The 9056-nt window shown below is 71.5% G+C and carries 9 protein-coding genes; 5 read left to right on the top strand and 4 right to left on the bottom strand.

Translation table 11 applies throughout. The features are described from left to right. The 4 genes from ABD401_RS00045 to ABD401_RS00030 form a co-directional block, all read left to right on the top strand. On the top strand, positions 1-1234 hold a 1234-nt coding region (locus ABD401_RS00045), incomplete at its 5' end, for an ABC transporter substrate-binding protein (protein ID WP_344600268.1). A 28-nt stretch (positions 1235-1262) separates the two neighbouring features. After that, positions 1263-1808 carry a hypothetical protein gene (locus ABD401_RS00040; protein ID WP_344600266.1) on the top strand — a complete coding sequence of 182 codons (546 nt, stop codon included), beginning with the start codon at positions 1263-1265 and terminating at the stop codon, positions 1806-1808. Next, positions 1784-3496: a nitric oxide reductase activation protein NorD gene (locus ABD401_RS00035; RefSeq protein ID WP_344600264.1), complete on the top strand. Its 1713-nt coding sequence runs from the start codon at positions 1784-1786 to the stop codon at positions 3494-3496. The genes ABD401_RS00040 and ABD401_RS00035 overlap by 25 nt, the downstream gene beginning before the upstream one ends. Beyond that, on the top strand, positions 3493-4308 hold the full coding sequence (locus tag ABD401_RS00030; RefSeq protein WP_344600262.1) for a CbbQ/NirQ/NorQ/GpvN family protein: 816 nt from the start codon (positions 3493-3495) through the stop codon (positions 4306-4308). Before ABD401_RS00035 ends, ABD401_RS00030 begins: the two co-directional genes overlap by 4 nt. A 15-nt stretch (positions 4309-4323) precedes the next feature. On the opposite strand, the gene ABD401_RS00025 is transcribed toward ABD401_RS00030, so the two are convergent. From ABD401_RS00025 to ABD401_RS00010, 4 genes are read right to left on the bottom strand one after another with little or no spacing between them, the layout of a single operon-like run. After that, positions 4324-4764, bottom strand: coding sequence for a TetR family transcriptional regulator (locus ABD401_RS00025; protein WP_344600260.1), 441 nt, complete (start codon positions 4762-4764; stop codon positions 4324-4326). Beyond that, the gene (locus tag ABD401_RS00020) at positions 4761-5396 is read right to left on the bottom strand and encodes a TetR/AcrR family transcriptional regulator (protein WP_344600258.1); all 636 of its coding nucleotides are present in this window, start codon (positions 5394-5396) and stop codon (positions 4761-4763) included. Before ABD401_RS00020 ends, ABD401_RS00025 begins: the two co-directional genes overlap by 4 nt. Next, positions 5393-6439, bottom strand: a complete 1047-nt coding sequence (locus ABD401_RS00015; RefSeq protein ID WP_344600256.1) for a spirocyclase AveC family protein — start codon at positions 6437-6439, stop codon at positions 5393-5395. The genes ABD401_RS00020 and ABD401_RS00015 overlap by 4 nt, the downstream gene beginning before the upstream one ends. Then, positions 6436-8049 carry a phytoene desaturase family protein gene (locus tag ABD401_RS00010; protein ID WP_344600254.1) on the bottom strand — a complete coding sequence of 538 codons (1614 nt, stop codon included), beginning with the start codon at positions 8047-8049 and terminating at the stop codon, positions 6436-6438. The genes ABD401_RS00015 and ABD401_RS00010 overlap by 4 nt, the downstream gene beginning before the upstream one ends. A 46-nt stretch (positions 8050-8095) precedes the next feature. Here ABD401_RS00010 and ABD401_RS00005 point away from each other — a divergent pair, with 46 nt between their 5' ends. Further along, positions 8096-8917: an ABC transporter ATP-binding protein gene (locus tag ABD401_RS00005; RefSeq protein WP_344600252.1), complete on the top strand. Its 822-nt coding sequence runs from the start codon at positions 8096-8098 to the stop codon at positions 8915-8917. Positions 8918-9056: the final 139 nt, after the last annotated feature.

Raw genomic sequence — 9056 nt, 5'->3', positions numbered from 1 at the left:
CGTGGCCGGCGGCGCGGCCGCCGGGACGGACACCGGCACCAAGCCGGCGGCCGGGACCGGGACGGCCGCCACGGCCGGCACCGGGACCGCCGGCGCCGCCAAGGCCAACACCCCGAAGGTCGCCAACCTCAGCCCGATCAACGTCGGGCTCGTCGGTACCTTCTCCGGCCCGATCGGTGCGCTCGTCGGGGGGACCACGACCGGTGCCCGCGTCTGGGCGAGCTACGCGAACGCCCACGGTGGGGCGAACGGCCACCCCGTCAACGTGCTCGTCGGTGACGACGGCGGTGACCCCGCCCGCTACAACTCCCTCGTCAAGGAGTTCGTGGAGCAGCGGAACGTCATTGCGTTCGTCCAGAACACCCTCGGCTTCGCCCCGGCGGGCAACAACGAGTACCTGAACTCGAAGAAGGTCGTGACCTTCAGCTCCGAGGGCGGGCTCAACCAGTTCTACGAGAACCCCTACACGGTCACGGCGTTCCCGTCCGGCGACATGTTCGCCAAGGCCATCATCGGCGCGGTCGCGCAGGAGGCCGTGCGGGCCGGCAAGACGAAGGTCGCCTCGTTCGCGTGCAGTGACTTCAGCATCTGCGACCTGTTCGACGCGACGTGGAAGGACCCCGCCTACATGAAATCCATCGGCCTGACGCCGATGATGGCGGCCCGGCCCTCGCTGACCCAGCCCGACTACACGGCCAACTGCCTCGCGGCGAAGCAGGCCGGCGCCGACCTGCTGGTCTTCGGGATGGACTCGGCCAGCATCGAGCGGTTCGCCTCCGACTGCGCGCGGCAGAACTACCGGCCGATGCTCGGCACCGGCGACATCGTCGTGAACGCCGGGCTGCCGAAGGCAGACGTCGTCGACGGCATCGTCATCGGCACGAAGATCACGCCGTGGACGGCCACGAACGTCGAGGGCGTCCGGACCTTCATCGACGCGCTGGCCCGGTACGCGCCGGGCGTCGCGCCGGACGGCAGCAACATCCTCGGGTGGGCGGCCGGTGCGTTCTTCGGCGCGGCCGCGGCCAACCTGCCGGCGGAGAACCCCACCGCGGCGGACGTCTTCAAGGGCGTCTACCAGATCAAGGGGGAAACCCTCGGTGGCATGACGTACCCGCTCGACTTCACCAAGGGCAAGAGCGCCCCGAAGAAGCTCTGCTTCGGGATTGTCGTCATCAAGGGCAAGAAGTTCACCCAGGGTCCGGGTCCGGCGCTGAACTGCCCCAAGGGCTGACCGCGGTGCACGAAGGAAGGGAGTCGTCATGAAGATCGCCACTCGCTGCGGCGTCACCGTCGCCATGCTCGGGGTGCTGCTCGGCGGCGCTCCGGCGTTGGCCGCAGGTGCCCAGGCGGTGGAGAAGCCGGCTGCCCCGGCGGCGGCCGAGCCCTGCCCGGCTGCGCGGGTCACCGGTTTCTCCGCGTTGCTGGACGCGCTTTCCACCGGTTCGGTCGCGGGTCCGTCGGTGCTCTACGGCATCGCGCTCGCCGCCCTCTCGCAGCCGTTGCCGGACCCGCTCGGCACCGCCCAGGCCCAGTTCCTCACCCAGGGCGCGCAGGGCGTGCAGCAGTTGCGGGCCGAGGCGCCCGGGTACATCGATCAGGTCCGGACCGTGATCGCGCCGTTCTCGGCGGGCAACGAGATGGCCAACCAGGGAGTGGACGCGTTCGCGGACGGTCTCGACGCGCTCGCGGACACCGGCGGCAAGGCAATCGCGCCGAGTGACTTGACCTTGCGTCAGATCGCTATCCTCGTCCGGACTGCCCGGGAGAACCCACCAACACCGTGCTCGACGAACTCGATCGACTGAACCTGCTCGCCTCGGCGGTCGCGGGGCGCTCCGTCACGGTGTCGCCCGCGGCCGGCGAACGGGCCTGGACCGACGGCCGGACGATCTTCGTCCCGCCCTCGGACCCCGATCTCCTTGAGGCGACCGTGCTGGTTCAGGCGGCGCTGATCGCGTCGGGGGGTCTGGACATCGGGATCCTCAAGCGGTTGACCGGCCACCGTCGTCTGCACCCGCACTACCTCGCGCTGGAGGTGGCGCGGGCGGCGGTGACGGTTCCCGTCCTGCCGCCCCGTGTTGCCGCCCGCGTCGCGGAGGTGGTCCCCGGTCCCTGCGCCGGCAGTGCGGCGGAGTCGCTGGCCTGGGCGCAGGAGCGGCGGCGACCGATCGTGGCTCCACCCGCCTGGTTCGGCGAGTTGCGGCCAGGTCAGGTCCGGCGAGCCGCGGCCGCGGACTCCGGGTCGGCGCCGGTCTCGCCGGCGGACGACCTGCGGCTCGACGAAGGCGTGCCGGAACTCGACCCCGACGAGGCCGAGTCGTCGCGGGTCCTCGAGATGCTGTCCATGCCAGGCTCCAGCCCGTTGTCCTCGATCTTCCGCAAGATGCTCGGCATGGGCCGGTCGCCCGGCGAGGGTGGCGGCGGGGGCGGGGACAACTCGACCGGCGAGGACCGTGGACCCGGCCGGCCCGGCGAGCACGCCCGTCGGCTCGCGACGACGCTGCCGCCGCGGGTCGTCGACAGCCGCCCCGTCCCGCGGGGTGCGCACTACCCCGAGTGGGACGTCCGGCGGCAGGTGCTGCGGCCCGACCGCTGCGTCGTCGCGGAGTTCGACCCGCCGGCGTCCGAGCTGGACGGGTCGCCGCTCGTGGTGGAGGACCGTGCCCTGCGCCGCCAGCTCGCGGCGCTGGGCCACGCCGCCGAGTACCGCACCGGCCACGAAACCGGCGACGTCCTCGACCTCAACGCGCTGGTCGACCTGGTCGCCGACCGCGCGGCCGGCGACACCCGGGAGGCCCGCATCTACGCCCAGCCGCGGCGCACCGGTCGCGACCTCGGTGTGCTGGTCCTGCTCGACGCGACCTCGTCCAGCGCCGACTCCGTCGACGGCCGCCGGCAGTACGACGAGCACCGCCGGATCGTCGATGGCCTGACCGGCGCGCTCGACCGGCTGGGCAACCCGGTGGCCGCATTCGGCTTCCTGTCGGCCGGCCGGCAGGACGTCCGCTTCCTGCGGGTGAAGTCCTTCGCGGACCGCTACGACGCCGGCGCCCGGCGACGGCTGGCGTGCATCGAACCGCACGGCTTCACCCGACTCGGTGCCGCGGTGAGACACGCCACCGCGGTACTGGAGCGCGAGGCGGGGACCACCCGCCGTCTGCTCGTGATGGTCGGCGACGGCTTCCCCTACGAGTCGGACTACGAGGGCGACTACGCCGAGGCCGACTGCCGGCACGCGCTCGACGCCGCGATCGCGCGCGGCATCGGCTGCGTACGCATCAGCGTCGACGCCGGCCATGACCCCGACCCAGCCGTGGACCGGATCTGGCAGGACCTGCCGCAGGCGCGACTCGTCGACGCCGGCGCGCTACCCGCCCAGATCCGTCCGCTGTTCGCCCGGGCCGTCCGCACCGCCGCGGCCAGCCGACGTTCCATCCGCTCGGCCGAGGCTCCGGCCCCGACCCGGCGGCGACTTGGAGGAGTACGCGCATGACCCTGACCTCGACGACCCCCACGCCGTTCGACGTCCCTCGCTACGTCCCGGTCGGGAACGAGGTCGAGCTCTTCCGCGCGGCGCGGCGCGAGGGCCTGCCGGTGATGCTCAAGGGCCCGACCGGATGCGGCAAGACGCGCCTGGTTGAGCACATCGCCGCCGAGGCGGGGGTGCCGTTGTTCACCGTCTCCTGCCACGAGGACATGACCGCCTCCGACCTGCTCGGGCGCTACGTCCTCTCCGGTGGGGAGACCGTGTGGCAGGACGGTCCGCTCACCCGCGCTGTCCGCGAGGGCGGGATCTGCTACCTCGACGAGATCGTCGAGGCGCGCCAGGACGCGACCGTCGCGATCCACTCCCTCGCCGACCACCGCCGCGAGCTCAACCTCGAACGACGCGGTGGTGAAGTGCTGCGCGCTGCCGAGGGCTTCCAGCTGGTCATCAGTTACAACCCCGGGTACCAGAGCGTCCTCAAGGACCTGAAGACCTCCACCCGGCAGCGCATGGTCGCCGTCGAACTCGCGTACCCCTCTCCGGAGGTGGAGCTGGAGATCCTCCGCGGCGAGGTCGACGTGCGAACCGAGGACGCCTCCGCGCTCATCCGGCTGGGCGCGGCCATCCGTCGTCTCGACGACGCCGGGTTGCGCGAGGTCGCCTCCACCCGCACGCTCATCACCGCGGCCTGTCTCATCCGCGCCGGCATCGGCTTCGTCGACGCCGCGACCGCCGCGATCGCCGGCACGCTGACCGACGACGAGACTCTCCGCGCCGGGTTGGTCGCGATGATCGCGTCCTACGCCCCGGACGCCTGACTCGGCGCGGTGGGGTCAGTCGCCGCCGTGAGGAGTGCGGTCGCGGCCAGCCGGACGAGTTCCGCGCGACCGTCCGCGTCGAGTGCGTACGGGTCCGGAACGTCGAAAGAGCGCCGCGTACGCGGACACCGAGACGAAGGTCGCGAACACGCTGCGGGCTCGCCCAGGTACGCGCGTTCGCCTCTCGCTGTCCTCCGGTCGACCCGTCCACCGGAACTCGCGGATGAGCCAGGGTGTCCACTCGAGGATCGCGACGCGGTAGAGCCCCGCCTTGGCCTCGAAGTGACGGAAGATCAGCGTCTCCGCAACGCCGGCCGCGGTGGCGATGCGTCGCGTCGCGGCGCCGTCGTACCCCTCGGTGGCGAAGGCCTGGCGGGCGGCGGTGAGGATGCCGTGCTGCACCTCGGTCGAGGTCCGGCGCCGGGTTCGGCGTGGGGTCGGAGCGGCGGTGGTCATGCCCGGCCGCGGGCCGGCCGGTACTCGAACACGCGCCAGAGCACCTCGGAGATGGCGGCGATCACGGCATCGCGGGCCGACCGGTCCCGTGTCAGCTGGTGCGCCGAGCGTTCGAACATCCAGGCCAGCACCTTGCCGAGCGTCTCCGGGTCGTCGTAGGCACCGGGCCCGCCGCCCCAGCGGGCGGACATCAGCTTCGCGCCCATCTCGCCGACCTCGTGGACGGCGTCCATCCAGTTCTGGTTCACCGCCGGGTCCTGCTCGGCGAGCTCGATGAGTGCCTCGAGCAGTGGAGCGTCGGCGACCCAGCGGTCCACCATCTCGGTGACGACGGCGTTCACCGCGTCCCGCCCGATGTGCGGGTCGGCGAGGGGCTCCGCCCCGATCACGAACCGCTGCTCCACGATCTCGTGGGCCAGCCGGATCATGACCTCTTTCTTGTCCGCGAAGTGGAGGTAGAAGGTCGCGCGGGAGAGCCCGGCGGCGCTGGCGATCTGTTCGACGGACAACGTGGAGAACGGCTCGCCGTCGAGCAGCAGCGTGCGCATCGCGTCCACGATGGCGGTCTGCGTCGCCTCCCGGCGGCGGGCGCCGGTGCGCGCCTGCACCGTCTCCGGGGCCTTCTTGGTCATTCCGTCGTGCCGTTCTGCAGTCGGTCGAGGTACTCGGACGCGCACATCGGCTTGCCCTCGACGCCACAGTAGGCGGCCGGCGCGAGGTAGGACGGCAGCTCGACGTAGGTGTCCGCCGACATCGAGGCGTACCCGTAGGGCAGGAAGTAGCTCAGAGCCGAGGCCGTGCAGAACCCGGTCACCGCGCAGAACGACATCGCGTGCCGGCGCCACTCGGCGATCGGGAGGCGGTCGACGCCGCGCTCGACGGCGGAGCGACCGGTCTCGTCGACCGAGTCCCGCAACCAGGTCACCATCATCCCGAAGACGGCGGCGAACAGCGCCTGGTAGAGCGGGTACTGGTAGACCTCGCCCGTGAAGACGCTGAAGTTGCTCGGGACGCCCGGGAAGACGTAGAGCTGCGGCAGGACCAGGAAGACCATCTCGACGACGAAGGCGAGCGGGGTGAACGCGGCGAAGACGATCGCGTAGAGCGTCGGATTGCTCGCCCGGGGGCAACGGCGTCGTAGCCACCGCAGCGCCACGCAGCCGGCCATGGCGGCGAAGAGGCCGAAGTACATGTAGAGCTGCGGGGCCCACAACAGGCCCTCGGCGAAGCGTTCCTCGTCGGCGCTCCAGCCCAACGGGAGCCACGGACCCCAGGAGCCGTAGCTGACGGAGTGGGCGTTCATCGCGAACGCGGAGTTGAAGACGTTCAACGTCGGGTCGACGACGTAGGCGAACATCATGCCGAGCAGGATCTTGCCGTCGATCGGCACGTGCCGGCTCTGCCGCCACGGGCGGATCACCCAGCACCACAGCATGACGACGCCGGCGGCCGTCGCCGTGACCTCGAAGGCCCGGAGGTACCAGAGGTAGTCGTAGGAGTCCGGCCCGGTCTCGGCCCGTGTGAAGTTCCCGGAGAGGATCCACCGCGTCCAGCAGTAGACCGTCAGCGCGATGGTGAGGGCACCGACCGCCGACCAGAAGGTCAACGGACCCGGTCGCCGCTCCGGCGCGGGGGCGGTGGCGCTCGTCGTGGGGTGCTCGCTGACGGCGGTCACGACTTGCGATCCTTGCGGCCGTCGCGGAGGAGTTCGCGCGCGACCATGTAGCCCGGCGCGCCGGTGATGCCGCCGCTCGGGTGCGAGCCGGAACCGCCGAGGTAGAGACCAGGGACCGGGGAGCGGTAGCCGGCAAGGCCGCGGGCCGGCCGGCGCGGGCCGCCGCGGCTGAGCGTCATGTCGACGTGGGTGATGTTGCCGCCGCTCGCGCCGACCAAGGCCTCGAAGTCCTCGTTGGTCAGGACGCGGCGGCCGATCTCCAGCGTCTCGACGCCGTCGTAGAAGCGGCCGAGCTTCGCGACCACGGCGTCGCCGGCGCGCTGACGCATCGTCAGGCCCTCGCTGTCGGGGGTGTCCCAACCGCCCTCGACCTCGTACGGCGCGACCGCGAGGTAGCAGTAGAAGTTGTCCTGGCCGTCGGGTGCCTGAGAGGGGTCCACGCCGGTCGGGATCACGTTCCACATGCTGAAGTCGTCGGAGTGGGGCAGCAGACCTGCGGCCGAGCGGGCGAACGCGCGCTCGATGCCCTCCTCGGTGGCGAGCACGTGCATGGGCTTGCGCAGATCCAGTCCGTCGCCGCGGCGCTTGGCGTACCGGTCCAGGGAGAGCCGGCCGGAGAAGGCGAGGTCGACCTTCATCTGCCCGTAGCCGCCGTTGCGCACGGCGATGTTGTCCACGCGCGACCGGAGCTTCGACGGAAGGGCGGACTCCGGCAGCAGCTTGCCGAGAGCGGTCTTGGGGTCGCAGCTGGCGACGACGGCCTCGTTCGCGGCGATCTCCCGGCCGTCGCGGAGCTGGACCCCGACGGCGCGGCCGTCCCGGACGAGAATCTCGGCGACCGGCGCGTTGACCTCGATGCTCCCACCGTGCGAGGTCAGCCGCTTGGCCAGGGCGTTCGGCAGCGACTGGATGCCCCCGACGGGGTGCTGGTGCGAATGGCGGTGCTGGTTCGCGAGCCAGAGGAAGCCGGCGCCGCTGCCGTCGGCCGAGTTGGGGATCGTCGACCCGGCCGCGGCGTGCAGCGCGTTGCGGACGACGGGGTGGGTGAAGCGGTCGGCGATCGCCTCGGCCGCCGTCCCGGTGGCGAGGGCCGCGATGTCGCGCAGATGCCTACGGTGGCGCAGCGCGTGCCGCGCCGTGCGGGCGAGCGGCCGAACGTCGAACCGGACCGGGTTGGCGACGAAGTACGAGAGGGCGACGTCGCTGAGCGCGCGGAGCAGGCGGGCGAACTCCAGGTAGGCCGCGGCGTCCGCCTTGGAGTACCGCTCGATCTCGCGGGCCGTCGCGCGCGGGTCCTCCCAGAACGCGAGCGAGGCGTCGTCGGGGTCGAGGTACACCAGGCCCGGGTCGACGCGGACCCGGCGGAGGCCGTAGCGGTCGAGACCGAGTTCGGTCGCCGGCGGGAAGGAGTCCCAGAAGAAGGGGTCGAACGAGTACGGGTGGGTCAGGTGGTCCGGCGCCGCGGGGATCGCGCGCTGCGACGCGGTGAAGCCGCCGATCTCGGGGTTGGCCTCGACAACGAGTACCCGCCGGCCGGCGTCGGCGATGTAGTTGGCGGCCACCAGGCCGTTGTGGCCGGCCCCGATGACGATGACGTCGACGTTGTCCATGTGTGCACCCTCGCCAGAAATAGACATCGTGTCTATAATAGACACTATGACCATAACGGCAACCGAAGTCGCGGAGTCCCGCGCGGCTCTGGCCGGTCTGCACATCGACGGTCTCGTGATCCGCTTCGGTGGGCACACCGCGGTGAACCGGCTGACCATGCATGCCCCGATCGGTCAGGTCACCGGCCTGATCGGCCCGAACGGCGCGGGCAAGTCGACGACGTTCAACGCCTGCTCGGGCTCGCTGACGCCGGCGGAGGGCGCGATCGTCTTCGACGGCGTGGACCTGACGAAGGCTCCGGAGTCCAAGCGGGCGCACCTGGGCATCGGGCGCACCTTCCAACGGATCGAGCTGTTCGACAGCCTCTCGGTCGCCGAGAACGTCGCGCTCGGACGGGAGGCGCGCCTGGCCGGGGTGTCGCCGGTGACGCAGTTGCTGCCCCGCCGGGGCGAGCGCTCGCTGGTCACGGAGGCGGCGCGGCGGGCGATGGAGCAGTGCGGAATCAGCGACCTCGCCACGGCGCGCGCCGGTCGGCTCTCGACCGGTCAGCGCCGCCTCGTCGAGCTTGCCCGCGCGTTGGCCGGGGACTTCCGGCTGCTCCTCCTGGACGAGCCGTCCTCGGGTCTGGACCACTCCGAGAGTGACGCGTTCACCGAGCTCCTGCGTCAGGTGGTGGCGGAGAACGGGATCGGCATCCTCATCGTCGAGCACGACATGAACGTCATCTCGGGGCTCTGCGACTACGCCTACGTCCTCGACTTCGGTCAGTTGATCTTCGAGGGTGTCCCGGCCGAGGTGCTCAGCAGTGACGTCGTGCGCAAGGCGTACCTGGGCACCGAGGACGGCGGAGTCGGAGGCCATCGATGACCGGTCAGCTGGGCGCGCAGAACATTCTCGAGGCGCGGGGTGTCACCTCCGGCTACGGCGAGAAGACCGTCGTCCGGAACATGAGCCTGACGCTGCCGGCCGGCGCGTCGATGGCGATCCTGGGCCCGAACGGCGCGGG

Source organism: Sporichthya brevicatena (assembly GCF_039525035.1).
Lineage (GTDB): Bacteria > Actinomycetota > Actinomycetes > Sporichthyales > Sporichthyaceae > Sporichthya > Sporichthya brevicatena.
The sequence above is the reverse complement of the archived record's forward strand: the minus strand, read 5'-3'. Positions and strand labels throughout refer to the sequence as shown.